Origin of the sequence: Avibacterium sp. 21-586 (assembly GCF_026226775.1) — a bacterium.
In the GTDB taxonomy this organism is placed as follows: Bacteria; Pseudomonadota; Gammaproteobacteria; order Enterobacterales; family Pasteurellaceae; genus Avibacterium.
The window spans coordinates 283,601-309,095 of the sequence record NZ_JAKKOD010000002.1 but is presented as its reverse complement, the minus strand read 5'-3'; the positions used below and the strand labels follow the sequence as shown (position 1 = coordinate 309,095).

33 protein-coding genes and 1 pseudogene are annotated in these 25,495 nt (G+C 41.6%); 8 read left to right on the top strand and 26 right to left on the bottom strand.

Annotation, left to right across the window (positions count from 1 at the left end; all coding sequences use genetic code 11):
• The first annotated feature begins 2 nt into the window (after positions 1–2).
• Both selA and selB read left to right on the top strand, forming a co-directional pair.
• Positions 3–1,388: an L-seryl-tRNA(Sec) selenium transferase gene (gene selA, locus L5B71_RS09165; protein WP_265758078.1), complete on the top strand. Its 1,386-nt coding sequence runs from the start codon at positions 3–5 to the stop codon at positions 1,386–1,388.
• The gene (gene selB / locus L5B71_RS09160; RefSeq protein ID WP_265758077.1) at positions 1,385–3,244 is read left to right on the top strand and encodes a selenocysteine-specific translation elongation factor; all 1,860 of its coding nucleotides are present in this window, start codon (positions 1,385–1,387) and stop codon (positions 3,242–3,244) included. Before selA ends, selB begins: the two co-directional genes overlap by 4 nt.
• An 88-nt stretch (positions 3,245–3,332) precedes the next feature.
• Here selB and rplQ read toward each other — a convergent pair whose 3' ends face one another.
• From rplQ to mobA, 24 genes and pseudogenes are all read right to left on the bottom strand, one after another.
• The gene (gene rplQ / locus L5B71_RS09155) at positions 3,333–3,719 is read right to left on the bottom strand and encodes a 50S ribosomal protein L17 (RefSeq protein WP_265758076.1); all 387 of its coding nucleotides are present in this window, start codon (positions 3,717–3,719) and stop codon (positions 3,333–3,335) included.
• A 39-nt stretch (positions 3,720–3,758) separates the two neighbouring features.
• Positions 3,759–4,748, bottom strand: a complete 990-nt coding sequence (locus L5B71_RS09150) for a DNA-directed RNA polymerase subunit alpha (RefSeq protein WP_265758075.1) — start codon at positions 4,746–4,748, stop codon at positions 3,759–3,761.
• A 32-nt stretch (positions 4,749–4,780) separates the two neighbouring features.
• Positions 4,781–5,401 (bottom strand): 30S ribosomal protein S4, encoded by a 621-nt coding sequence (gene rpsD, locus L5B71_RS09145; RefSeq protein WP_265758073.1) that lies wholly within the window; start codon positions 5,399–5,401, stop codon positions 4,781–4,783.
• 28 nt (positions 5,402–5,429) lie between these two features.
• Positions 5,430–5,819, bottom strand: coding sequence for a 30S ribosomal protein S11 (rpsK, locus tag L5B71_RS09140; protein WP_012072238.1), 390 nt, complete (start codon positions 5,817–5,819; stop codon positions 5,430–5,432).
• 15 nt (positions 5,820–5,834) lie between these two features.
• Positions 5,835–6,191 (bottom strand): 30S ribosomal protein S13, encoded by a 357-nt coding sequence (gene rpsM, locus L5B71_RS09135; protein ID WP_017805524.1) that lies wholly within the window; start codon positions 6,189–6,191, stop codon positions 5,835–5,837.
• A 141-nt stretch (positions 6,192–6,332) separates the two neighbouring features.
• Positions 6,333–6,446, bottom strand: a complete 114-nt coding sequence (rpmJ, locus tag L5B71_RS09130) for a 50S ribosomal protein L36 (RefSeq protein WP_115248907.1) — start codon at positions 6,444–6,446, stop codon at positions 6,333–6,335.
• A gap of 24 nt (positions 6,447–6,470) precedes the next feature.
• A complete protein-coding gene (gene secY / locus L5B71_RS09125) occupies positions 6,471–7,796 on the bottom strand; it encodes a preprotein translocase subunit SecY (RefSeq protein ID WP_265758072.1) in 1,326 nt (441 codons plus the stop codon).
• A gap of 7 nt (positions 7,797–7,803) precedes the next feature.
• Positions 7,804–8,238, bottom strand: a complete 435-nt coding sequence (rplO, locus tag L5B71_RS09120; protein WP_265758071.1) for a 50S ribosomal protein L15 — start codon at positions 8,236–8,238, stop codon at positions 7,804–7,806.
• A 4-nt stretch (positions 8,239–8,242) separates the two neighbouring features.
• On the bottom strand, positions 8,243–8,422 hold the full coding sequence (rpmD, locus tag L5B71_RS09115) for a 50S ribosomal protein L30 (RefSeq protein WP_103854522.1): 180 nt from the start codon (positions 8,420–8,422) through the stop codon (positions 8,243–8,245).
• Positions 8,423–8,428: 6 nt separating this feature from the next.
• Positions 8,429–8,929: a 30S ribosomal protein S5 gene (gene rpsE / locus L5B71_RS09110; RefSeq protein WP_265758070.1), complete on the bottom strand. Its 501-nt coding sequence runs from the start codon at positions 8,927–8,929 to the stop codon at positions 8,429–8,431.
• A gap of 15 nt (positions 8,930–8,944) precedes the next feature.
• Entirely contained in the window at positions 8,945–9,298 is a 354-nt protein-coding gene (gene rplR / locus L5B71_RS09105) for a 50S ribosomal protein L18 (RefSeq protein ID WP_265758069.1), read from the bottom strand.
• Between the two features lie 13 nt (positions 9,299–9,311).
• Positions 9,312–9,845 carry a 50S ribosomal protein L6 gene (gene rplF, locus L5B71_RS09100; RefSeq protein WP_115248904.1) on the bottom strand — a complete coding sequence of 178 codons (534 nt, stop codon included), beginning with the start codon at positions 9,843–9,845 and terminating at the stop codon, positions 9,312–9,314.
• 15 nt (positions 9,846–9,860) lie between these two features.
• Positions 9,861–10,253, bottom strand: a complete 393-nt coding sequence (gene rpsH, locus L5B71_RS09095; RefSeq protein ID WP_265758068.1) for a 30S ribosomal protein S8 — start codon at positions 10,251–10,253, stop codon at positions 9,861–9,863.
• Positions 10,254–10,289: 36 nt separating this feature from the next.
• Positions 10,290–10,595, bottom strand: a complete 306-nt coding sequence (gene rpsN, locus L5B71_RS09090; protein WP_103854526.1) for a 30S ribosomal protein S14 — start codon at positions 10,593–10,595, stop codon at positions 10,290–10,292.
• A 12-nt stretch (positions 10,596–10,607) separates the two neighbouring features.
• A complete protein-coding gene (gene rplE / locus L5B71_RS09085) occupies positions 10,608–11,147 on the bottom strand; it encodes a 50S ribosomal protein L5 (RefSeq protein ID WP_265758067.1) in 540 nt (179 codons plus the stop codon).
• A 20-nt stretch (positions 11,148–11,167) separates the two neighbouring features.
• Complete coding sequence (rplX, locus tag L5B71_RS09080) at positions 11,168–11,479, bottom strand: 50S ribosomal protein L24 (protein ID WP_103855457.1); 312 nt, start codon at positions 11,477–11,479, stop codon at positions 11,168–11,170.
• A 10-nt stretch (positions 11,480–11,489) separates the two neighbouring features.
• Positions 11,490–11,861, bottom strand: coding sequence for a 50S ribosomal protein L14 (gene rplN, locus L5B71_RS09075; RefSeq protein ID WP_005548786.1), 372 nt, complete (start codon positions 11,859–11,861; stop codon positions 11,490–11,492).
• 218 nt (positions 11,862–12,079) lie between these two features.
• Positions 12,080–13,783, bottom strand: a complete 1,704-nt coding sequence (locus L5B71_RS09070; RefSeq protein WP_265758066.1) for a fructose-specific PTS transporter subunit EIIC — start codon at positions 13,781–13,783, stop codon at positions 12,080–12,082.
• A gap of 4 nt (positions 13,784–13,787) precedes the next feature.
• A complete protein-coding gene (gene fruK, locus L5B71_RS09065) occupies positions 13,788–14,729 on the bottom strand; it encodes a 1-phosphofructokinase (RefSeq protein ID WP_265758065.1) in 942 nt (313 codons plus the stop codon).
• Positions 14,730–14,738: 9 nt separating this feature from the next.
• Positions 14,739–16,271, bottom strand: a complete 1,533-nt coding sequence (gene fruB, locus L5B71_RS09060; RefSeq protein WP_265758064.1) for a fused PTS fructose transporter subunit IIA/HPr protein — start codon at positions 16,269–16,271, stop codon at positions 14,739–14,741.
• Positions 16,272–16,411: 140 nt separating this feature from the next.
• Positions 16,412–16,596, bottom strand: a pseudogene (locus L5B71_RS09055) (IS1595 family transposase); the annotation flags it as partial.
• Between the two features lie 394 nt (positions 16,597–16,990).
• Entirely contained in the window at positions 16,991–17,188 is a 198-nt protein-coding gene (locus tag L5B71_RS09050; protein ID WP_265758063.1) for a CsbD family protein, read from the bottom strand.
• 199 nt (positions 17,189–17,387) lie between these two features.
• Positions 17,388–17,912, bottom strand: a complete 525-nt coding sequence (locus L5B71_RS09045) for a hypothetical protein (RefSeq protein ID WP_265758062.1) — start codon at positions 17,910–17,912, stop codon at positions 17,388–17,390.
• An 82-nt stretch (positions 17,913–17,994) separates the two neighbouring features.
• The gene (gene mobA / locus L5B71_RS09040) at positions 17,995–18,612 is read right to left on the bottom strand and encodes a molybdenum cofactor guanylyltransferase MobA (RefSeq protein WP_265758061.1); all 618 of its coding nucleotides are present in this window, start codon (positions 18,610–18,612) and stop codon (positions 17,995–17,997) included.
• A 204-nt stretch (positions 18,613–18,816) separates the two neighbouring features.
• Here mobA and L5B71_RS09035 point away from each other — a divergent pair, with 204 nt between their 5' ends.
• From L5B71_RS09035 to L5B71_RS09015, 5 genes are all read left to right on the top strand, one after another.
• On the top strand, positions 18,817–19,083 hold the full coding sequence (locus L5B71_RS09035; RefSeq protein ID WP_103853621.1) for a YihD family protein: 267 nt from the start codon (positions 18,817–18,819) through the stop codon (positions 19,081–19,083).
• A gap of 11 nt (positions 19,084–19,094) precedes the next feature.
• The gene (dsbA, locus tag L5B71_RS09030) at positions 19,095–19,727 is read left to right on the top strand and encodes a thiol:disulfide interchange protein DsbA (RefSeq protein ID WP_265758060.1); all 633 of its coding nucleotides are present in this window, start codon (positions 19,095–19,097) and stop codon (positions 19,725–19,727) included.
• A 74-nt stretch (positions 19,728–19,801) separates the two neighbouring features.
• On the top strand, positions 19,802–20,131 hold the full coding sequence (locus tag L5B71_RS09025) for a DUF413 domain-containing protein (protein ID WP_265758059.1): 330 nt from the start codon (positions 19,802–19,804) through the stop codon (positions 20,129–20,131).
• 75 nt (positions 20,132–20,206) lie between these two features.
• Complete coding sequence (trmA, locus tag L5B71_RS09020) at positions 20,207–21,301, top strand: tRNA (uridine(54)-C5)-methyltransferase TrmA (protein ID WP_265758058.1); 1,095 nt, start codon at positions 20,207–20,209, stop codon at positions 21,299–21,301.
• The gene (locus L5B71_RS09015; protein ID WP_265758057.1) at positions 21,283–22,053 is read left to right on the top strand and encodes a class I SAM-dependent methyltransferase; all 771 of its coding nucleotides are present in this window, start codon (positions 21,283–21,285) and stop codon (positions 22,051–22,053) included. Before trmA ends, L5B71_RS09015 begins: the two co-directional genes overlap by 19 nt.
• A 29-nt stretch (positions 22,054–22,082) precedes the next feature.
• Here the strand turns inward: L5B71_RS09015 and L5B71_RS09010 are convergent, their stop codons facing one another.
• A complete protein-coding gene (locus L5B71_RS09010; protein WP_265758056.1) occupies positions 22,083–23,483 on the bottom strand; it encodes a DHA2 family efflux MFS transporter permease subunit in 1,401 nt (466 codons plus the stop codon).
• A 27-nt stretch (positions 23,484–23,510) separates the two neighbouring features.
• Positions 23,511–24,011 (bottom strand): molybdopterin-guanine dinucleotide biosynthesis protein MobB, encoded by a 501-nt coding sequence (mobB, locus tag L5B71_RS09005; protein ID WP_265758055.1) that lies wholly within the window; start codon positions 24,009–24,011, stop codon positions 23,511–23,513.
• A gap of 127 nt (positions 24,012–24,138) precedes the next feature.
• On the opposite strand from mobB, the gene pgtP reads away from it, so the two are divergent.
• Positions 24,139–25,464, top strand: a complete 1,326-nt coding sequence (pgtP, locus tag L5B71_RS09000; RefSeq protein ID WP_265758054.1) for a phosphoglycerate transporter protein PgtP — start codon at positions 24,139–24,141, stop codon at positions 25,462–25,464.
• Positions 25,465–25,495: the final 31 nt, after the last annotated feature.

The window sequence follows — 25,495 nt, the reverse complement described above, 5'->3', positions numbered from 1 at the left end:
TAATGAACAGCCTATTCCAACAACTTCCTTCCATTGATAAATTGCTAAAACAGCCTGAAATTACGTCTTTGATCGCAGAATTTGGACGTAGTGCAGTAGTGAAAATTTGCCGAAACTTGCTTGAGAATGCACGCTATCAGATAAAAAGCACGCAAAAAATATCACACTTTTTTCACGATAATTCCACACTGATCGCAGAAATTCAACGACAATTACAAACCCAACAACAAATCAAAATTCAGCCTGTGCATAACTTAACAGGTACAGTGCTGCATACCAATTTAGGACGTGCGTTATGGGCAAACACAGCACAACAAGCGGCGTTATTGGCGATGCAAGAGAATGTGGCGTTGGAATATAACTTACTCGAAGGCAAGCGTAGCCATCGAGATAATTATATCAGCGAATTATTATGTGAGCTCACGGGCGCGGAAGCAGCTTGCGTGGTGAACAACAATGCAGCGGCGGTGTTGCTGATGTTAGCCACCTTTGCAGCTGGTAAAGAAGTGGTGATTTCGCGTGGTGAGCTAATTGAGATCGGCGGGTCATTCCGTATTCCAGATATTATGCAGCAAGCAGGTTGTAAACTGGTGGAAGTGGGAACAACAAATCGCACCCATTTGGCGGATTATCGCTGTGCAATCAACGAAAATACCGCCTTTTTAATGAAAGTTCACAGCAGTAATTATCAAATTTGTGGTTTTACACATTCTGTCAGCGAAGCCGAATTAGCACAACTTGGCAAGGAAATGAATGTGCCAGTGATGACTGATTTAGGCAGCGGTGCATTAGTGGATCTCAGCCAGTATGGCTTGCCAGCTGAACCCACTGTGCAGGAAAAATGGCAACAAGGTGTGGATTTAATCTCATTTTCTGGGGATAAATTACTAGGTGGCCCACAGGCAGGCATTATTGTTGGGAAAAAAGATTTTATTGACCAATTACAATCCCACCCGCTGAAACGGGCGTTGCGTTGCGATAAAGTGATTTTAGCGGGCTTAGAAGCGACCTTGCGTTTATATCTTCAGCCTGAGCAATTAGCGGAAAATCTCACCAGTTTGCATTTGCTCACGCAGCCTGTTTCAACATTACGCCAGCAAGCGGAAATACTCAAAGTGCGGTTGGAAAATCAGTTAAATTTTGCCTATACAATCCGCGTGGAAGAAAGCCAAGCACAGATTGGCAGTGGTGCGCAGCCTTTAGCGAAAATTCCCTCTGTTGCGGTAACCGTTGAAGAAAAAACCTCGCAAAAATTGACCGCACTTATCCACTGCTTCAAACAACTTTCTCAACCGATTATTGGTCGAGTGGAACAAAATAAACTTTGGCTCGATTTGCGTAGCCTTGCGAATTTTGAGCGCCTACTAAATACCTTGGAGCAACTATGATTATTGTTACCTCAGGCCACGTTGACCACGGCAAAACCGCGTTGCTACGAGCTTTAACTGGCACGAATGCCGATCGCCTGCCTGAAGAAAAAAAACGTGGTATGACCATTGATTTAGGCTATGCCTATTTGCCATTGCAAGAGAAAAGGCTTGGTTTTATTGATGTCCCCGGCCACGAGAAATTTCTTTCTAATATGCTCGCGGGCTTAGGTGGCGTGTATTATGCAATGTTGATTGTGGCGGCAGATGAGGGCATTCAGCCACAAACGGCGGAACATTTAGCCATTTTGCGTTTATTGCATTTTGAACAAATTATTGTGGTGCTGACGAAAGCGGATAAAGTCAGTGAATCAAAAATTAATGAAGTAAAACAATCAATTATTCAGCAATATCCATTTCTAGCAGAAGGCCCATTTTTTATTACTTCCGCCCAAACAAAGCAAGGTATTGCACAATTACAACATTATTTAGCTAATTTACCTGAACTGGCAGATCGTAACAAACCTTTCCGTTATGCCATTGACCGAATTTTTACCATCAAAGGTGCAGGGACGGTGGTAACGGGTACCGCTTTTAGTGGACAGGTAACAATCAATGATGAACTTTATCTTTCCACAGGGCAGAAAGTGCGCGTAAAAAATATCCACAGCCAAGATAGCCAAGCCGAATTTGGCGAAGCGGGGCAGCGTTTGGCGTTAAATATTCAAACCGAGGTTTCGAGAGAGGCAATTCAACGTGGGGATTGGCTTTTTTCTTCCCCCCCACTCTCGCCAACGGATCGGATCACCCTTGAAGTAGAAGCCGCGCAAAACTTGCAAGAAAGCCAGGTGGTACATATTTATCACGCAGCATCTCGCACCACTGGAAAGCTCACATTATTACAAGCTAAACAGCTTCCCTCCCAACAAAAAGCCTTGGCAGAGCTAATTTTACAAGAACCGCTATTTTTAACCTATGGTGATAAATTAATTTTACGTACAGGCGATGCAAAATGCTTATTGGCAGGCGGCAAAGTGATCGAAATTCATTCGCCAAAACGTTATAAACGCACCGAAGTGCGGTTGAATTTTTTGCAAAATTTACTCACTGCACAGCATTCCGCTCAACGCTTGAGCTACTATTTACACCATCGTCCTATGCAGTTGGCTGAACTGGCGTGGCTGGAACAAATGGAAGGAGCCCAACTCAGCGCGTTGATTGTCGATAATCAGGCGCTGGCTTGGCAAGGTTGGGCGTTTAGCCAAGACTATCAACAAACGCAATCCGATAAACTCATTGAAACCTTGGCAAACTATCATCAACAACAGCCAGATCAACTGGGATTAAGCAAAGCGCGTTTATATCGCATTGCGGCCATTAATCAGCCTGAAACCTTGATTTATCATTTTACTGAAAAGCTTCTGGAACAAAATAAAATTCAGCAGACACGAGGGTGGTTACATCTTCCTGAGCATAAAATTCGTTTCAATGCTGAAGAACACGTTTTGTGGCAGAAAATCTTAACATACTTTGAACTGCAACAAGGACAAGCCCTTTGGGTACGTGATCTAGCCAATTTACTCAATCTTGAAGAAAGCGAAATGCGCAACTTTCTCTACAAAGCAGGCAAATTAGGCTATCTCACCCCCATTATACGTGATCGTTTTATGCTCACCGAAACCCTTTATGCTTACGCTCGCTGGATCAAAGAATTCATTTTGCAACAGGGTGAGATTTCCGTCAATCAGCTGCGTGATGAATTGCAATGGGGAAGAAAAATGACGGTACAATTAATGGAGTACTTTGATCGCTGCGGATTCTTACGCCGTAAAGGCAATGTGCATTTATTACGTGATAATGATTTGTTTGATTTATAATCACAATAAAAAATTGGCTTTAACTATAAATAGCTAAAGCCAATTGTACGTTAATTAAATATAACGGTAAAAACTGCTATATTTAATATTATTCAGATGCTGAAACTTCTTCAGCTGCTGGGCGATCTACTAACTCAATGTATGCCATTGGTGCATTATCTCCAGCACGGAAACCACATTTAAGGATACGAGTATATCCTCCAGCACGTTGTGCAAAACGTGGCCCTAATTCGTTGAATAATTTCGCAACAGTTTCAATGTTACGTGTACGCGCAAAAGCTAAACGACGATTTGCAACGCTGTCTTCTTTTGCTAATGTGATTAACGGCTCAACTACACGACGTAATTCTTTTGCTTTTGGCAATGTTGTCTTGATGATTTCATGACTAACTAATGCAGTTGCTAAATTACGAAACAGCGCTTTACGATGGCTGCTATTACGATTTAGTTGACGACCAATCTTACGATGGCGCATGATCTTATCCTTCTCAGAAAAATCTTAACCCAATGACCACTAATCTTCAGCAATGCTTGCTGGTGGCCAATTTTCAAGGCGCATACCAAGTGATAAGCCACGAGAAGCCAGCACATCCTTAATTTCAGTAAGTGATTTCTTACCAAGATTAGGTGTTTTTAATAGCTCAACTTCTGTACGTTGTACTAGATCACCGATATAGTGAATTGTTTCTGCTTTCAAACAGTTAGCAGAACGAACTGTCAACTCTAAGTCATCAACAGGACGTAAAAGAATCGGATCAAATTCCGGTTTCTCTTCCTTGACTTCAGGCTGACGAACATCTCGCAAATCAACGAATGCATCTAGTTGCTCTGCTAAAATTGTTGCTGCACGACGAATCGACTCTTCTGGCTCAATAGTTCCGTTTGTTTCCAGCTCAATGACTAACTTATCCAAATCAGTACGTTGTTCAACACGAGTCGCTTCTACATTATAAGCAATACGTTGAACGGGGCTGTAACAAGCATCGACCAATAAACGCCCAATAGGACGCTCCTCATCTTGGCTATGAGCACGCGAAGAAGCTGGCACATATCCTCTACCACGCTGAACACGAATACGCATATTAATTGATGCATTTTCATCTGTCAGATGGCAAATTATGTGCTCAGGATTGACAATCTCAACATCACCATCATGGATAATGTCAGCTGCAACAACAGGGCCAATTCCAGATTTATGTAGTGTCAGAAATACGTTATCTTTATTCTGAACTTTAACCGCTAGACCTTTCAGGTTAAGAAGAACCTCAAGAATATCTTCTTGAACGCCTTCTTTACTACTATACTCGTGTAAAACACCATCAATCTCTACTTCAGTTACAGCACAACCTGGCATTGAAGAAAGAAGAATTCGGCGTAATGCATTACCTAGAGTATGGCCAAAACCACGCTCTAACGGCTCTAAGATCACCTTAGCATGAGTTGGGCTAATTTGCTCAATATCAACTAAACGTGGTTTTAAAAATTCTGTAACAGAACCCTGCATTTTATCCTCTCTTTGCTACGAAGCTTTAACTATTATTTAGAATAAAGCTCTACGATCAGATGTTCGTTAATATCTGCTGATAAATCAGAACGTTCAGGAACACGTTTGAACACACCTTCCATTTTTGCAGAATCAATTTCTAACCAAGTTGGCTTTTCTCTTTGCTCTGCGAGTTCTAATGATGCCTTAATACGAGCTTGTTTCTTAGACTTTTCACGAATAGCTACAACATCATCGACCGAAACTTGGAATGATGGAATGTTAACAACACGACCATTTACAACTACTGACTTATGGCTCACTAATTGGCGAGCTTCAGCACGAGTAGCTGCAAATCCCATGCGATAAACAACGTTATCCAATCGACCTTCTAGCAATACCAATAAATTCTCACCAGTATTACCTTTTAAGCGGTTTGCTTCTTTATAGTAGTTACGGAATTGACGCTCTAAAATACCATAGATACGACGAACTTTTTGTTTTTCACGTAGTTGACTACCATAGTCTGACAAACGCGGTTTACGAGCACCATGTTGACCAGGCGCTACATCAATTTTACATTTTGAATCAATCGCGCGTACTCCTGACTTAAGGAATAAGTCAGTACCTTCACGACGGCTTAGCTTGAGTTTTGGACCCAAATATCTTGCCATTTTCTTTCTCCAACTATCCTAGTACGTCTTACACACGACGTTTTTTCGGTGGACGACAACCATTATGCGGGATCGGGGTCACATCAGTGATATTCGTGATTCGGAAACCCGCTGCATTTAGCGCACGAATTGTCGATTCACGACCTGGTCCCGGTCCTTTTACCATAACTTCCAAGTTCTTTAAGCCAAATTCTTTGACCATTTCTGCACAACGTTCAGCAGCAACTTGTGCAGCGAACGGAGTTGATTTACGAGAACCGCGGAAACCTGAACCACCAGCGGTAGCCCATGCCAAAGCATTACCTTGACGGTCGGTAATAGTAACGATTGTATTATTGAAAGATGCGTGAATGTGAGCAACGCCATCTACCACTTGTTTTTTTACACGTTTACGTGCACGAACTGGTGTTTTTGCCATTTAATTTACCCCGACTTACTTCTTGATCGGCTTACGTGGACCCTTACGGGTACGCGCATTAGTTTTAGTACGTTGACCACGCACTGGTAAGCTACGACGATGACGTAAACCACGATAACAACCTAAGTCTAATAGACGTTTAATGTTAAGTGTTACTTCACGACGTAAGTCACCTTCAACGGTAAATTTACCAACTTCGTCACGCAGTTTATCAATCTGCTCTTCAGACAATTCTCTGATCTTAACGTCTTCAGCAATTCCTGTTGCAGCACAAATAGCTTTTGCTCTAGTTTTGCCGATACCATAAATTGAAGTTAATGCAATTACAGTATGTTTCTGATCAGGAATGTTAATGCCTGCAATACGGGCCACTATGCACTCCTATTATTTTAACTAAATTGATATACTGATCTTGAAAAGCCCGTTTTCAGGATACTCAAACAGTATACCAAGGACATAAATGAGCTGAGCATTATATATGCTCAGCTGGTTCTTTGCAAGAAAATTATGCCATTAACCTTGACGTTGTTTATGCTTAGGGTCACTGCACAATACTCGTACAACACCTTCGCGTTTAACAATTTTACAATTACGACATAATCTCTTTACGGAAGCACGAACTTTCATTGCTTATCCCTTTTCTATATGGCATTACTGCCCTAAACCTTTTAGGTTTGCTTTTTTCAGCGCAGATTCATACTTATTTGACATTAAATAACTTTGAATCTGAACGATGAAATCCATAATTACAACTACAACAATCAACAAAGAAGTTCCACCAAAATAGAAACGAACATTCCAAGCTGATGTCATAACATAAGGAACTAAACATACAAACGTAATATATAAACCGCCAATTAGGGCTAGGCGAGTCATAATCTTATCAATATAACGTGATGTTTGTTCACCTGGTCTAATCCCTGGAATAAATGCACCAGATTTTTTTAAATTATCTGCTGTTTCACGTGGATTAAATTGCATCGCAGTATAAAAAAAACTGAAGAATATAATTGCGATAGCATAAACGATCAAATATAAAGGTTGACCCGGATGCAAGAGCATTGAAAGATCAGTCAGCCAATCAAAATTAGTTCCTTGACCAAACCAAGAAGTCAATGTCGCTGGAAACAAAATTACGCTTGAAGCAAAAATTGCAGGCATAACACTCGCCATATTCACTTTTAGTGGAAGATGCGTTGTATGTCCACCTAAAATTTGACGACCTTGTTGACGTTTAGCATACTCAACTTTAATTCTACGCTGTCCTCTTTCAACAAAGACTACAAAGAAGACTACCGCAAAAACAATAACAGCGATTAATAAAAGTGCTAACAAATGTATTTGCCCTTGACGAGCTTGTTCGATTGTTGCCCCTATCGCTGATGGTAATCCGGCAACAATACCAGCAAAAACAATTAAAGATATACCATTTCCAATACCACGCTCAGTAATCTGCTCGCCTAACCACATCAAGAAAATTGAACCAGTTACTAAGCTAATGACCGCAGTAAAGTAAAAACTAAAACCCAAGTTTGGTACTAAGCCTGGTAGCATATGTGGTAAACCAGTTGAAATACCAATCGCCTGAATAGTAGCAAGTACTAATGTGGAATAACGAGTATACTTGCTAATTTTACGGCGTCCTGCTTCACCTTCTTTCTTTAATTCAGCTAATGCTGGATGAACCGTTGTCAGTAATTGAATGATAATTGATGCCGAAATATATGGCATAATACCTAAAGCAAAAACTGACGCACGACTCAAGGCACCACCAGAAAACATGTTGAACATATCAATGATGGTACCTTTTTGTTGCTCAAGCAATTGAGCTAAAACAGCTGCATCAATACCAGGAACCGGAATAAAAGAACCGATACGAAAAACAATCAGAGCCCCCAATACAAATAGTAATCGGGTTCTTAGCTCTCCTGTTCCACCTTGTGTGGCTCTACTTTGATAACCTGGTTGTTTAGCCATTTATGAACTATTCCTCAACTGAACCGCCGGCTGCTTCAATCGCCGCTTTTGCACCTTTAGTTACGCGTAAACCACGAACAGTTACAGCACCTTTTACTTCACCTGAAAGAATAACTTTAACAAATTGAATATCTTTAGTTAACACATTAGCCGCTTTTAGCGTGTCTAATGTCACAATGTTGCCTTCAACTTTTGTTAAATCATTCAAACGAACTTCCGTAGTTACAGCCGACTTCATTGAGGTAAAACCAAATTTCGGTAAACGACGATATAAAGGCATTTGACCACCTTCGAAACCGCGACGAACACCGCCACCAGTACGAGATTTTTGACCTTTATGACCTCGACCGCCTGTTTTACCTAAGCCAGAACCAATACCACGACCTAAGCGTTTTGCACTATGCTTAGCACCTTCAGCCGGAGATAGAGTATTTAAACGCATTCTCTTATTCCTCCACTTTAACCATATATGAAACTTGGTTAATCATTCCACGCACAGCGGGAGTGTCGATTAACTCAACAGTATGGTGCATACGGCGAAGACCTAGTCCACGCAAGGTAGCCTTATGCTTCGGTAAACGAGCGATAGAACTACGAACTTGAGTTACTTTAATAGTTTTAGCCATTCTGCATTACCCCAAAATTTCATCAACGGTCTTGCCGCGTTTAGCAGCTACCATTTCTGGTGATTTCATATTTGCTAGTGCATCAATTGTTGCACGAACAACGTTAATTGGGTTAGTTGAACCGTATGCTTTAGAAAGAACGTTACGAACACCAGCAACTTCTAAAACTGCACGCATTGCACCGCCTGCAATAATACCAGTACCCTCACTTGCAGGCTGCATAAATACGCGTGAACCTGTATGAGAACCCTTAATTGGATGTTGTAATGTGCCTTCATTTAAAGCCACAGTAATCATATTGCGACGAGCTTTCTCCATCGCTTTTTGGATCGCTGCCGGAACTTCGCGCGCTTTACCATAACCAAAACCAATGCGACCATTGCCATCACCAACCACTGTCAATGCAGTGAAACTCATGATGCGACCACCTTTAACTGTTTTTGATACACGGTTTACCGCGATGAGCTTCTCTTGCAGTTCACCAGCTTGTTTTTCGATGTTTGCCATCTCAAATTACCTCTATTAGAACTGTAGACCAGCTTCACGGGCAGCATCCGCTAAAGCTTGGACGCGACCATGATATTTAAAACCGGAACGATCGAATGCTACGTCTTTGATACCTTTTTCTAAGGCTCTTTCTGCAACAATTTTACCAACTACTGCTGCAGCATCTTTATTACCGGTATACTTAACTTGCTCACTGATTGCTTTCTCAACTGTAGAAGCAGCGGCAAGCACTTGTGAACCGTTCGGTGCGATTACTTGCGCATAAATATGGCGAGGAGTACGGTGAACAACTAAACGAGTTACACCTTGCTCTCTCATCATATGACGAGCGCGAGCTGCACGACGGATACGAGCTGATTTCTTATCCATAGTGTTACCTTAATTATTTCTTCTTAGCCTCTTTTGTACGTACAACTTCATCAGCGTAACGTACACCTTTACCTTTGTAAGGCTCAGGACGGCGATAAGCACGAATATCTGCGGCTACTTGACCGATTAACTGTTTGTCTGCACTTTTCAGAACGATTTCTGTTTGTGATGGACATTCACCAGTAACGCCTGCAGGTAATGTATGCTCAACAGGGTGTGAAAAACCTAAACTTAATGCAACAACGTTGCCTTTCATTTGCGCTCTATAACCAACACCCACCAATTGTAACTTCTTAGTGAAGCCTTCAGTAACACCGATAACCATTGCATTAACTAATGCACGCGCTGTACCCGCTTGTGCGTCAGCACCAACAACACCTTCACGAGGTGTGAAAGTTAATTCATTATTATCTTGTTTAACTTCAACTGAGTTATGAATAGTGCGAGATAATTCGCCATTCTTACCTTTAACTGTTAGTAGCTGTCCGTCAAGTTTTACCTCAACGCCGGCAGGAATACTAACAGGTGCTTTTGCAACACGAGACATTTTCCTACCTCTCTATTAAGCTACATAACAAATAACTTCACCGCCTAAGCCCTCTTGACGAGCTTTGCGATCAGTCATTACACCTTGAGATGTAGAAATTACAGCCACACCTAATCCACCCATAACTTTTGGTAATTCGTCTTTACGTTTATAAATACGAAGACCAGGACGGCTTACGCGTTGAATGCTTTCTACAACTGGTTTCCCTTGGAAATATTTTAAAGTAATTTCCAGTTCAGGCTTAACACCTTCTAAAACTTTAACGCTTTCAATATAACCTTCTTCAGCTAATACATTGGCAATTGCCACTTTTAGCTTGGATGAAGGCATACTGATCACAATTTTATTCGCAGCTTGACCGTTACGAATACGGGTCAACATATCTGCGATTGGATCTTGCATACTCATTGTGCTTTTACTCCGATTCCAAAATAAAGTAGTAAATTACCAACTTGCTTTTTTAAGGCCAGGAATTTCGCCACGCATTGCTGCTTCACGAACTTTAATACGGCTTAATCCAAACTTACGTAAGAAACCGTGTGGACGGCCAGTTTGGTTGCAACGGTTACGTTGGCGGCTAGGGCTTGAATCACGTGGTAAAGATTGTAGCTTTAACACAGCAGCCCAACGATCTTCGTCTGATGCATTTACATCAGAGATGATTTTTTTCAACTCCATACGTTTTGCATAGAATTTCTCAGCGAGTTTTACGCGTTTCACATCGCGTGCTTTCATTGATTGTTTAGCCATTTGTAACCTGCCTTATTTACGGAATGGGAAATTAAAGGCAGCCAATAGTGCTTGACCTTCTTCATCGCTGCGAGCAGTAGTTGTGATTGTGATATCTAAACCACGAACGCGATCTACTTTATCGTAGTCGATTTCAGGGAAGATAATTTGCTCACGCACACCCATACTATAGTTTCCACGACCATCAAATGATTTAGCACTTAAACCGCGAAAATCACGAATACGTGGAACAGCAATCGTAATTAAACGTTCAAAGAACTCCCACATACGCTCACCGCGTAGTGTCACTTTACAACCGATTGGATATCCCTGACGGATTTTAAAGCCTGCAACAGATTTGCGTGCTTTAGTAATTAAAGGTTTCTGACCACTAATCGCTGCTAAATCCGCAACTGCGTTATCTAGCAACTTCTTATCGGTCAATGCTTCACCCACACCCATATTCAGGGTAATCTTTTCGATTCGTGGGACTTGCATGACAGACGAGTAGCTGAATTTCTCTTTCAATTCATTAACTACTTGATCTCTGTAGTAATCATGCAGTTTCGCCATCGCATTACTCCAGTTTTTGATTAAATAATTTCATTGTTAGATTTAAAGAAACGTACTTTTTTACCATCTTCAAATCTAAAACCTACACGGTCAGCTTTATTTGTTTTCGGGTTAAAAATCGCAACATTTGACGCATCAATTGGTGCTTCTTTTTTCACTAAACCACCTTCTTTTCCTAATGCAGGAACTGGTTTTTCATGTTTAGTGATAATGTTGATACCTTCAACAACTACTTTACCGTTTGGTAACACTTTAGTTACCTTACCACGTTTGCCTTTGCTTTTACCAGCAAGAACAATTACTTCATCATTTTGACGAATTTTTGCAGCCATTTCTTACTCCTTATAGTACTTCTGGTGCCAAAGAAATGATCTTCATAAACTTCTCAGAACGAAGTTCACGAGTCACAGGTCCAAAAATACGAGTACCGATTGGTTGCTCTGTGTTATTGTTTAAAATTACACAAGCATTACCATCGAAGCGAATGACTGATCCATCTGGGCGACGAACACCCTTCTTGGTGCGCACAACAACTGCTTTTAATACATCACCTTTTTTAACTTTACCGCGAGGAATTGCTTCTTTCACAGTAATTTTGATGATATCACCAATAGCAGCGTAACGACGGTGCGATCCACCTAGAACCTTGATACACATTACACTGCGAGCGCCTGAGTTATCAGCAACGTCCAGCATAGTCTGTTCTTGGATCATCTTAGTACTCCGCTAAAATTAATAACACCCTTTCGGGACGAACCTATCCAAACTATATGGATAGACTGCGAATTCTACTACAAATTCAAGACATAAATCAACAACAGTCTTAGTAAAAAATGGATTATTTTGGCAAATTAATTTATCACCAAACAATAATCCATTTTATTTACATCTTTTATAACGCTTTGAGCTTGTACACGTTCGCTAAAGTGCGGTTATTTTTCTGTAAGTTTTGGTTTAATGACTGCATAAATTACGCCAGTTAGCACTGCACCAATAGCAATTGTTGCTAAATACATTAATGGCTGAGTCACAAATGGGATCACGAATAAGCCACCATGTGGTGCTTGTAAGCCGATCGATAAGCCTAAAGAAATCGCGCCAGCTACTGCACCACCAATAATACTTGATACAATCACACGCACAGGATCTGCCGCCACAAATGGCAATGCACCTTCAGAAATGAAGCATAAACCTAATACAAAAGACGCTTTACCCGCATCACGTTGATTGGCGGTGAATTTTTTGCGTGCTAATAATGTAGCAATTGCCATTCCAATCGGTGGCACCATCCCTGCTGCCATTACCGCAGCCATTGGGGTGTAAACGCCAGAAGCGATTAAGCCTGTACCGAAAGTATAAGCCGCTTTGTTTACTGGACCGCCCATATCCACACACATCATCGCACCAAGCACCGCGCCTAATAACAACGCATTGCTTTGTCCCATTGTGTTGAGCCATTCCACCAATGCGTCCATTAAGCCTTTTACCGGTGGATTGATGAGATAAATCATCACCAAGCCGACAATCGCAGAACCGAGCAATGGCAGAATTAAAATCGGTTTTAATGAGCTTAAACTAGCAGGTAATTGAATGGCTTGGTTTAAGAATTTCACCACATAGCCTGCAAGCAAGCCGGCAATAATCCCACCTAAAATCCCAGCGCCTGCGGTGGTAGCGAGCATACCACCAATTAACCCCACGGCTAATCCAGGGCGATCAGCGATAGAAAACGCCACATAACCTGCGAATACCGCGATCATTAAGTGGAACGCTGCACCGCCACCAATATCCATCAAGGCTTTTGGTAAACCACCTGCAATATTCGGATCTTTAAAGGCTTCAATCCCAAACATAAAGGAAATGGCAATCAGCAAGCCCCCTGCGACCACCAATGGCAACATATGGGAAACCCCTGTCATCAGGTGTTTATACAACCCTTTACGCTCACCAGTGCTTTCTTCGCTGGCTTGTGATTTGGCGACATTTGCCCCCGTATAAATTTTCGCTTCTTTGAAGGCTTTTTCAAATTCTTGCGCCGTTTTCTTCAACGCAAGTCCGGTGGACGTGCGGTACATCGGCTTGCCTTCAAACTTGCTTAAATCCACATCAATATCAGCGGCAATAAAGACGAGATCCGCGTTCGCTACATCTTCAGGCGAAATGATATTGCTCGATCCCACTTGCCCACGGGTTTCCACTTTCACATTCCAACCTTGTTTTTTAGCATATTCAGCAATGGCTTCCGCAGACATAAAGGTATGCGCTACGCCCGTTGGACAAGCGGTCACTGCCACAATATTTTTCGTTTGATTAGAAAAATCTGGCGCATTTTGCACCGCACTTTTATTTTCTGCCCCATTTGAATTTTCAGGCTGATATTCCACCGCTTCCAACTGCGCTTGTTTTAAGATCGCTTCTGGCGCATTAAAGGCGTTTTCCACCTCTGCCACAAACAGTTTTTTGCCTTGTAATGCGCTGTTATTTGGCGTACTGCCTAAGGCGATCACTAAATCCGCTTGGTTGGCTTCTGCCACCACTTCATCACCTTGCTGTTTTGCTGCCACAGTAAGCACCTGTTTAATCAAAAAGGCTTTGGCATTGCCTAATTGTTGTGTGTTTGTCAAAAAAATCTTCATTGTTCTACCCTTTAATCACTGAAATTTCTACTTTTTCTAAGATTGGTGTTAATAATGTAGGATCGCTCACGCCCACATTGCTTTGCGATACCGCAAAGGCAGATACCGCACTGGCAAACGCCAAGGTGTCTTGCTGTGAAAGCGATTTGCTCAATCCGTAAATTAATCCAGCCACCATCGAATCTCCCGCGCCCACGGTGCTAACCACTTGTTCACATTTTGGTGGTTTCGCTTGGATCACACCTTGTTCGCTTAACCACAGAGAACCGTCTGCTCCCATTGAAATAATCACATTGGCAATGCCTTGTGCGCGCAATTTTTCTGCGGCAGCAATAATCTCTTCAAGGGTTGGCAAGGAATGCCCAACCCAAGCCTCAAGCTCACGATGATTGGGTTTCACTAGCCAAGGATTGGCGGATAACCCCGCGCTGAGCGCTGCATTGCTGCTGTCTAACACCACTTTTACGCCTGCTTGTTGTAGCTGTTTAAGCCAATCTGCAAAATCTGCTGGACTGACACCGCGCGGCAAGCTGCCACACACTGCGACAATGTCAAAATCTTTGCATAACAACAAGGATTGCTGCACAAAATCTTGCCAATCTTGTGGTGAAATTTCATAGCCTAAGAAATTGAGATCCGTTACATCGGCTTCTGTCTCGGTGATTTTCACGTTTATACGGGTTTTGCCCGCCACACGCTGAAAGCGATCTTCTAAGCCCAGTTCCGCAAACATTATGTTGAAATCCCCTTGATTATCACGCCCAAGGAAACCACTCACCGCTACATCAACGCCTAAATCTTTCAACACTTTTGCCACGTTGATGCCTTTGCCCGCAGGGAATAAGCCCAAGGTTTCCACCGTATTAACTTCACCTAGCTCAATACGTTTTAACCGCCCCACTAAATCATAGGCGGTATTTAACGTGATAGTTGCCACTTTTGCCATTATCAACTCCTACTCACCCAAGCCAGCTTCAATCGCCGCACCAATGCCATCAAGGGCTTTTTGTGCTTCTTCACCGGTTGCCACGAAACGTAAACGATGCCCTTTCACCACGCCAAGTGCCACCACTTTCATCAAACTTTTAGCACTCACTAATTGGCTATCGCGATCTAGATTTTGCACCGCCACTGAAGCGTTATATTTCTTTACTTCATTAATTAACACAGCGGCAGGACGTGCGTGCAAACCGTGTTCGTTACGCACCACAAACACTGCTTCAACGCTTTCGCTTGGATCTTGATTATCAAGTGCGGTGGTTTTTTCAACGGTTTTTTCGCTAGTCGTGTTGCTTTCGCCAATCACTTCAATATGATCAGGCTCTTTCGGCGATAAAGAAGACACTTCTTCCCCTAAGCCGTCCGCAATGGCTTTACCAATGGTTTCAATGGCTTGCTTGGCATCTTCACCCACCGCGCTAAAACGTAAACGATGTCCAAGGGTTGCACCCAATGCCACGATTTTCATCAGGCTTTTAGCGCTAATGGCTTCACCACCACGGGTGAGATTTTCTACCGTAATTTTTGAGGCAAATTTTTTCACCTCATTCACTAATACCGCTGAAGGACGCGCGTGCAAACCGTGTTCATTACGCACGGTGAATGTGCCGATAACCGTCCCTGCATTTTCGCTACTGGTATTGGCAGGCGCAGGGCTTTCAACACTCACTTCGCCACCATTAAGTGCGGTCAAAATTTGGTGAGTATTTCCATTTAATAAGGCTTGTTGCACGGAATTTTCTAGCAATCGCGCAAGCAGCTCATCGATTTGCTCATTCACACAAGCGACGGTTAGCACGCCTTTCACGTCTTTATGATTATGCTGGAAAGCTTGCTTTACACGGCTGAATACAAGGGCATTTTTCTCGTTACCTTGCACGGAATCAGTAAGCCATAACCCACCGCCTAATGGTAAGGCTGGGGAAGCGATCACCTCTGCCACAAATTGATTATTCACCGCCCCTTGGTTTTGCAATTTACCGGCATTAATCGCAATTAAAGTAAGCAGGCTTTTAGTATCCACATCAAGGCTCAGATCTTCACTTTTCACTTCCAGCGTTTCTTCGCCCATTAAAATGGCACGGAATTTTTCTACCTCTTGTAATGTCGCTAATTTTGCTGCTTTTTCTTCATCACCTAACACTTGAGTGAGCTGACGCAGCAAGGTTAAATGCTCATCTGAACGGGCTGCAATGCCAATCACCACATAAGCTTTATTGCCTTCGCCCCATTCAATCCCTTGTGGAAATTGGAACACTTGCACGCCCGTTTCTTTTACCATTGGACGCGTTTCCAATGTGCCGTGCGGAATGGCAATGCCATTGCCTAAGAAAGTTGACGTTTGCGTTTCGCGCGCCAACATTCCTGCTAAATATCCCGCTTCCACATTGCCTGCTTGCTCTAAGGCTTGCGCCACCAATTCAATAGCTTGCTGTTTATTTTCGGCCTGCGCCGATAAATGAATATTTTTTTCTGATAAGTTAAGCATTTTCTCTCCAGAATATTGGTTTGAATACCAAATGGCGTTGTGATACCGGCTGACTTCTTCGCAAAACCAATTTGGTGATAATTTTGACTAACGGCTTGCCAAACAAAGCAAAAACCTTTCAGCTGAAATAGTAAACGAAATCATATCAAATAACTAGCCTTAATCTTAATTAACTCTCTTAAAAGGGAAATTTTAATTTGTATATCACTGTAATAAAAACGCTATTCGCATTCCTTTAAATAAAGCTCAAAATAGGCTTTCGGAATACCGTTAAACTTGCGTAAATGGCGTTTTTCTTTGCTCCAAAATTCTCAATTCCGTTTATGCTGAGTTAAATGATTGTTCTCATAGTATTATGTTAATCTAAATAGCGTTTTTATTTTTAGTCGCTATCTAGGACCATCCCTTATTTAATAATAAAATAAACCTCTCAACATCACCTTTCTACTTATCTACTTGAGATAATATTATTCAGTTAATTTATTTGGGGATGTTTTTATCTCATACAATGAGATTCATTTGACACAATATTATTGCGTTTAACTGAAAGAATAAAATAACGCATTATATTTACTAACAAAGTTATTCTCTAGCTTTAACGACCACACCTAGAGAGTAGCTTATTGCTATAGACTAGATTATCTTGGATAAACGCAGATTACTATGTAAATTTAATTCGCCAATAAAAAAGCCTGCTTTATAAGCAGGCTCTATACATTTTATAAATCCAAATCAAATTCATCAGCTTGTTTTTCTGCTTCTTCTTTAGTTATGCCATAGCGCTCTTGAAGCATACCGATAAATTTATCTTTTTTACCTTCGATCAATAAAAGGTCATCGTCTGTTAATTCAGCCCATTTGGTTTTAATAGTACCTTTTATTTGATCCCATTTACCTTCGAGTTGCTCCCAATTCATAATTTCGCTCCTAATTTGTTGAATTAAATAAATAATAAAGGCTTATTTAAGATATGTAATATTGACAACGTCATCACAAGTATTACTACATATCTATGTAAAAGGATATTAAAATTATTTTTTAATGTCAAGATTCTACAAAATGAGGAATCTTCTAAAAAAGAAAAGGTTACTAACTAAACGTCAGTAACCTCACACATTATTTACCAGTACAGACTTTCAACACTTGATCGCTGCCTTCTGCGATATAGCCCTCATCTAAGGAACGGGGTTGCCCTTTTTGTAGATCTCGCATTGCATCATAAATCCCTTGCGTTGCACTTGACTGGCTGATTTGCGACCAACAATTTGCACTTAAGCGATTGAAATTATTCTGTAATTCAGAAGCGAACACCACACCACTATAATACGCATAAACTTGGCTATCCACGCCACCGCCTTGGTATAATTTCGCTTTCACTTCTTCAATCGGCACTAAAATGCGGTTGAGATACCAATCATTCACGCCGCTGGCAAAAGAATTCACATCATAATCTTGATTCACTCGACCGGAATAGGTTTGCACCGTTGCCGCATAAGCAGAGGCATAGGATTTTTGATCGATTTTATCTTTATCCAGATCGATGACCTTTTTCTCCTTGTCCATAAACGGCACATAAGAAGTCAAAGAAGAACACGCCACTAAAAAGGCACTTAACACTGAAATTGAAATAATTTTGAACATAACTTATCCGTTTTTTGTTAATCAGATTTTCCTTATTATACTGATTATGATTTGAATAAAAAGCCAAATTTCCGTGATTTTTTCACCACTCTTTGCTTTCTAAATCCGCCAACGTATTAAAATTTTGGAACGCGTCTTTCTGATCGCTAAAATCTACCGCAATCGTCTCATTTTCTCGCATAAACTGCAACATTCGCCGCTCACCGCTCTGTAAATAAGTGGTGAGCTTTTCCACCAACAAGGTGGAAACCAAACAAAATGTCGGGTGTTCGCGCTCACCATCAGAGGCATAAGTGAGTAAAACTGGCGAATTTTCTCCCGCACTTTGGCTATCGCTTTGATAATGTTGCAAAGATCGCAAAATAGGCTGCTGCAACTTTTCCAATAAATTCAACGGTAAAAAGGGGCAATCACAAGGTACAAACAACACAAAATCGCTCTCCGCCTGTTTTAGCCCTGTTAAAATACCACTCAACGGCCCTTGGAAATCCGCCAATTCATCAGCAAACACTGGCAACCCAAACTGTGCATAGCGTTCTTGATTGCGATTGGCATTCACTGCCACCTGTGCCACTTGAGCTTTCAAGCGCTGATAACAATGCCATACCAATGGCTGCCCACGGAAAAGCTGCAACCCTTTATCCACGCCCCCCATACGCCTTGCCCGCCCACCAGCAAGAATCACCGCACTAATTTTCATTTTCCCTTATTCTCATTTTTAACCATCCAACCACCATCAAATGATGCCATTCTACTTGATAAATCCGTAAATAAAAAAGCGCGGTGGAAAAATTATGCGTTTTCCTACCGCACTTGTTAGATCAGCTTTTTTCCGCCAACTTATTCCTTTCTCCCCCTAATTACAGTATTATTTAACCTTTGTTATTCAAGGTAAGGAACTGTTATGAAATGTCATCGTCTAAATGAAGTATTGGAATTATTGCAACCTTATTGGTCGCAAGATCCTGATTTGAGTTTAACCCAGATTTTGCAAAAAATCGCTGATGAGGCGGGGTTTGATAAACCTGTGGCAGAATTAACGGATGAAGTCATTATCTACCATTTAAAAATGTATGGCACAGATAAGCACGAGCCGATTCCTGGGATTAAAAAAGACTATGAAGAAGATTTTAAAACCGCGTTATTAAAAGCACGCGGCATTATTGAATAAGGAAAATTGTAATGAAAAAATTTCTTGTTGCCTTAGCATCACTATTTTTTGTAGCAAATGTACAAGCTGCGGATTTAACAGAAGGAAAACAATATATTGCGTTAAACACAGAACGTGCGATTCAGCCTGAAGTGATTGAGTTTTTCTCCTTTTATTGCCCACATTGCTATGCCTTTGAAATGGATTATCACATTCCTGAAAAAGTGAGCGCAGCATTACCTGAAGGCACAAAATTTAAGCAATATCACGTTGATTTTTTAGGTTTCCAATCTGAAAATCTTACTCGTGCTTGGGCATTAGCGATGGCATTAGGCGTGGAAGATAAAGTCAAAGCACCATTATTTGAAGCAGCACAAAGTGCGGTGAAAAATCGTGATCAAAGTGCACCGAGTTTAGACGTGATTCGTCAAATTTTTCTTGATAATGGTGTAACGGCAGAGCAATTTGACGGTGGCATTAACAGCTTTGCGGTAACGGGTTTATATAATCAACAAGTGCAAGCCGCCAAGCGTTTTGATGTACACGGCGTGCCAGATTTCTACGTAAACGGTAAATATCGTGTAAATCCAGAAGGATTATCGCACAGTCAAGAGGGTTTCATTCAAGATTATGTAGAAACCGTGAAAGGCCTGCTACAAAAGTAACAAATAAATTGCAAAAATAAGCAAAAATTGGTTTAATGCGTGCCGATTTTGAATTCGCAATATTTGAGGATATTATGGCAGAAAATTTTAGCGTAACCCGTCGTTTTTTTGACGATAAAAACTATCCCCGCGGTTTTGCTCGCCACGGTGATTATACAATCAAAGAATCTCAAGCTTTAGAGCAATATGGTCAAGCTTTTAAGGCTTTAGATAGCGGTGAGCGTACACCAGTAACAAAAGAGGAAAAAGACTTTGTGGCCTTTTGTAAAGGTGAGCGCCAGCCAGAAACGTTCTTTGAAAAAACTTGGCATAAATATCGCACATTAACCAGCGCAACAAAACGTGTTTATACCTTATCTGGTGTGGTTGCGGATAACCTAGAAGAGATCAGCAACGCGGATTAATCTGCCTAACAAGATCATAAGGCTTGAGCAATCAAGCCTTTTCTTTTTGTTGGCAACGAATAATGAGAACTATCAATGCAAGCCTTACCAATCGAAAAATATGATGAATTATTGGCAGAAAAACACCAAAAATTGACCGCACTTTTAGTGCCCTTTAATGCGCCAAAATTAGCGGTATTTGATTCACCAAAACAACATTATCGTATGCGTGCTGAATTTCGTGTTTGGCATCAAGATGATGATTTTTATCATATTATGTTTGACCGTCAAACGCGCAAGCCGTATCGCATTGACCATTTTCCGATTGCCAGCCAGCTTATCAATGAAATGATGCAAGCCTTGCTACCCCTGCTCAAACAGCAAGCCATTCTCAAGCATCGTTTATTCCAAATTGATTATCTCAGCACGCTAAGCAATAAAATTGTCGTAAGCCTGCTCTATCACAAAGTCTTAGATGAACAATGGCAACAGGCTGCGGTAGCATTACGCCAAACCTTACAACAACAAGGTTTTGACGTGCAGATCATCGGACGCGCGTCTAAACAAAAAATTTGTTTAGATCAGGATTATGTGGACGAAATTCTGCCTGTAAACGGCAAAGAATATATTTATCGCCAAGTGGAAAACAGTTTCACACAACCCAACGCGATAGTGAATAGCAAAATGTTGCAATGGGCGATTGATTGCACCCAAAACAGCCAAGGGGATTTGCTCGAGCTTTATTGTGGTAACGGCAATTTTTCTATCGCACTAGCGCAAAACTTTCGTAATGTGCTAGCAACCGAAATCGCCAAGCCATCGGTTGCCGCAGCACAATTTAATATCGCCGCGAACCATATTGATAATTTGCAGATTATAAGAATGTCGGCAGAAGAATTTACCCAAGCAATGAACGGCGTGCGCGCCTTTAATCGTTTAAAAGGCATTGATTTGCAAGCTTATGATTGCAATACCATTTTTGTTGATCCACCACGGGCAGGGCTTGATCCTGACACGGTAAAATTGGTGCAACAATATGATCGCATTTTGTATATTTCCTGCAATCCATACACCCTATGCGATAACTTGCAAACCCTGTGTCAAACCCACCGCATTGAACGTGCGGCGCTGTTTGATCAGTTCCCTTATACTGAACATATGGAGTCAGGTGTATGGTTAATGCGAAAATAGCCGTGCAACTGATTTGCGAAACAAAAAATTTGCAAAATTTCACCGCACTTTGTGAACAACAAGGTTTAATCCACCACCCAGACAGTCAACTGGCCTTGGTACAAACGGAACAAAATGGCATTGAGCGTTTAGAATTGCGCAAATTAGACGAGCCCAAATTAGGCGCAGTATATGTAGATTTCGTCAGCGGTGCCATGGCGCATCGGCGAAAATTCGGCGGCGGACGTGGCGAAGCGATCGCTAAAGCGGTTGGGATAAAAAAAGATTACCTACCTCGCGTGATTGACGCTACTGCAGGGCTCGGACGCGATGCCTTTGTTCTCGCCGCCATTGGTTGCCAAGTACGCTTAGTTGAGCGCCACCCTGTGGTCTATTTATTGCTACAAGACGGCTTGCAACGGGCTTATCAAGATGTTGAAATCGGTGCAATGATGCAACAAAATATGCAGTTATTGCCCGTAAAACAGATCAGTGAGCTTGCTCAACAAGGCGTGCGAGCAGATGTGGTATATCTAGACCCGATGTATCCTCATAAAGCAAAAAGTGCCTTAGTGAAAAAAGAAATGCGCGTTTTTCAACATTTAGTAGGCGCAGATGAAGATGCGGATACGCTACTCGCTCCCGCCTTACACATCGCACAAAAACGTGTGGTGGTAAAACGCCCCGGCTACGCTCGATTTCTCGCAGAAAAAGCCCCGCACTTTAGCCGAGAAACCAAAAACCATCGTTTTGATATTTATCTTGCGCAATAAGAAACAAGATAAGTGGGGTAAGAATTTTGCTATTTTTTTGCCACTCTAATTTGCAAATTCTCACCATCTTGCTTTCTTAAACCAGAAAGAATCAGTACCAGAATAAAGCCGAATAAACTGGAGGTTAAGAAGGTATAGCTAAAAGCCTGTTGTAGCTGTTCGGCACTTTCCCCAAAAGCATTGCGATATAAGCCTAAAATCACCGAAGAAACCGCAATGCCAATGCCAATCCCTACTTGCTGAATCACGCTCAACATTGTTGAACCTGCGCTGGCGTTGTTGTCTGATAAATCACCTACGGTTAAGGTATTGATTGCGGTGAAACTGATCGACATACAACCACCATATGCCAATAAAATCAGTACAATTTGCCAAATTGGTGTGTGGCGTTGCAGTAAGCTCATTGCAGCAATCACAAAAATCATCACAATGGCGGTGCTGATAAGCGTTTTCTTATAACCAAAACGAAAAAGAATGCTGCGAATCAGCGGTTTGAATGCGATGGAGCTCACTGCAATCGGCACCATTAGCCAACCTGTGACTTCTGCGCTGTAATCAAATATCACTTGAAGCATTAGGGGTAACAAAAACGGCACGCCGGAGCCACAAAGACGAATAAATAAATTAGCAATAAAGCCTAAGCGGAAGGTACGAATACGGAACAAAGAAAGGGGCATTAGGGGAGTGGGAACGCGTTTAGCATAAAGATAATAGCAGGCAAGGAATGTCATTCCCACAGCGAGTACGACTAACGCAATCCAAGTTGCGGTGAAATGTTCTGCCATCAGATCTAACCCCAAAGTCAAGCCAACAAGCCCGCCTGCAAAAAGCACAAAACCCCATTTATCTAAACGGTTCGACTGCCCTTTCATATTTGGCATATAAATGCCCGCAAGAAAAATACCTGCTAGCCCAATAGGAATGTTAATTAAGAAAATCCAATACCAGGTCATATAACTAACGATTAAACCACCTAATACAGGTCCGAGAATTGGTCCAATCAGCCCTGCCATCGCCATAATATTCCACGCATTTAATAGTTCGTTTTTCGGCACACAACGGATTATGGCAAGGCGCGCAACGGGCATCATTAACGCGCCGCCAAATCCTTGCAAAATACGAGCAAAGATCAATTGCGACAAAGATTGGGATAAGGCGCACGCTACCGATCCCAACACAAAAATGCCAATTGCAGAACGAAAAACCTTGAGCGTACCAAATTTATCTGCTATCCAACCACTTAAAGGAATAAATAGCGCTACGGTTAAGGCATAACTGATAATCGCCAACTGCATATTCAGTGGTGATTCATTTAGGCTATGCGAAATGGTGGGTAATGCCGTATTCAAAATGGTGGCATCTAAGGTTTGCATAAAAAAGGCAACAGCTGCAATCCACGCCAAGCCGGTATAATTATTCGTTTCTGTCATAAAAATTCTGCAATTCTACACCGCACTTTATTTCATTTGTTGTTGATACCAATGAAAAATAAATTCAGCAATTTGCTCAACCTGATTAATATCTAAATGTGGCACCGCACAACCTAAAGGATAATCTGTTGCCAGCGCAATCACTTTTTCATCAAGCTCAGGCAAGGCTTTCTCCATTGCCTTTCTATGTAATAAAATCTTTGCAATAGGTTCGTGTTTAAAGCCTTCCACCAAAATCAAATCCGTCAGCTGCGGATCAAATTGCGCTGCCAGATACGCTAAACTCACTGGCTGTGGTGTTTCTGTCATCAATGCCCAACGGTTATCACACACCATTACCACTTGGCTCGCCCCCGCTTCTTTCATTCGCCAGCTATCCTTGCCCTCTTTATCCACCTGCGCGTTATGATGGCTGTGCTTAATCACCGCCACACGCAAACCTAGCTCAGCAAGCTGAGGTAAAAGTTTTTCCAGCAAAGTGGTTTTGCCACTGCCACTGTATCCTGTAATGCCAAGCATAGGGCGCATTTTATGTCCTCTATTTGAGAGTTAATTAAGCAATTAAATTTCACAATGATCTTTTTGTGAAGAATATCACAGATTAGTTTATTCAAATACCTAATAATACGCCCAATTTCACAAAATAGGAGATCTTATGTTTCGATTTTTAAAGGCTTCACCACCTGCCCCACGTATCACTGATAAAACCAAGATTGACCGAGATTATCATCGCTTACGTTGGCAAGTTTTCTTTGGCGTATTTATTGGTTATGCGGCTTATTACTTAATCCGCAAGAATTTTTCTCTCGCCATTCCACATTTAATTGAAGAATATGGCTACACAAAAGCTCAGCTTGGTACCGTTTCCTTTGCTTTAGCCATTGCCTACGGTTTTAGTAAATTTATTATGGGGAATGTATCAGATCGCAGTAACCCAAAATATTTCATTACCATTGGTTTAGTTGCCTCAGCAATGGTAAGTATGATTTTTGGTTTAGTGCCCGGCGTGCTTTCTTCACTTTCAGCAATGATTGTGCTTAGTGCCTTAAACGGTTGGTTCCAAGGTATGGGCTATCCGCCGGGGGCAAAAACAATGACCAACTGGTTCTCTACTTCCGAACGAGGAAGTTGGTGGAGTTGGTGGAACGTTTCTCATAACCTTGGTGGCGGCTTAATTGGCCCACTGGCTATTTTAGGTTTATACCTTTTTGGTGCGTGGCAAGCGTTGTTCTATCTCCCAGCCACAATAGCCATTTTGCTTAGTATTGTGATGTTTTTCTTAATGCGTGATACGCCTGAATCGCAAGGCTTACCACCCATTGAAGAATACAAAGAAGGTAAAGTGCAACAAATTGAATCTGCCCACACCTTAACAGGTAAAGAAATCTTCTTTAAATATATTATTAACAATAAATTCTTATGGGCTATTACAATTGCTAACGTATTCGTTTATTTTATTCGTTACGGTATTATTGACTGGGCGCCAACCTATCTGAAAGAAGTTAAACACTTCACTTTTGATAAACAAAGCTGGGCATATTTCCTTTATGAATATGCAGGAATTTTTGGAATGCTAGCAAGTGGGTATTTGAGTGATAAAGTGTTCAAAGGACACCGTGCGCCACCGATGCTAATGTTCTTAGTAGGCGTATTAATTGCAATTTTCGTTTATTGGAAAAATCCAGCTGGTAACCCAATGGTGGATAACATCTGTTTAATCGCAATCGGCTTCCTCATTTATGGTCCTGTAATGATGATTGGTTTACAAGCCGCTGATCTTGTGCCTCGTGTCGCCACTGGCACAGCAACAGGATTAACAGGCTTATTTGGCTATTTACTAGGATCAGCTAGTGCAGGGACAGTGTTAGGTGCAGTAGTTGATAATTTTGGCTGGGACGGCGGATTCTATATACTCATCGCCTCAAGTATCCTTGCCTTTATTTTTATTTCCCTGACTTTGTTTAGGAAAACAAATAATTAGCTAAAATTAAGCTTAATTGTAAAATAATATG